This window comes from Donghicola sp. XS_ASV15 (assembly GCF_041224595.1).
In the GTDB taxonomy this organism is placed as follows: domain Bacteria; phylum Pseudomonadota; class Alphaproteobacteria; order Rhodobacterales; family Rhodobacteraceae; genus Donghicola.
Genome location: NZ_JBGFGN010000143.1, coordinates 1 through 201, shown reverse-complemented (window position 1 = coordinate 201; position 201 = coordinate 1). Strand labels below are relative to the sequence as shown.

Annotated in this window: 1 pseudogene; it reads left to right on the top strand. The window is 61.7% G+C overall.

The window, feature by feature from the left end:
* Positions 1 to 201 (top strand): annotated as a pseudogene (locus tag AB9K37_RS11845) (chloramphenicol/florfenicol efflux MFS transporter FloR); the annotation flags it as partial.

The following is a 201-nucleotide window of genomic DNA, read 5'->3' as shown; positions in this document are numbered from 1 at the left end:
TCTCGACAGCCCCCCGTGTTCTCATAGGCCAAGCCGGCTATTCCGAGATCGGATTTAGCTTGGCCTTCGCGACTGTCGGGCTGGTCATGGTCACGACAACCCGCTTCGCAAAGTCCTTCGTTGCCAAATGGGGTATCGCGGGATGCGTAGCGCGCGGGATGGCGTTGCTCGTTTCCGGCGCGATCCTGTTGGGGATCGGCC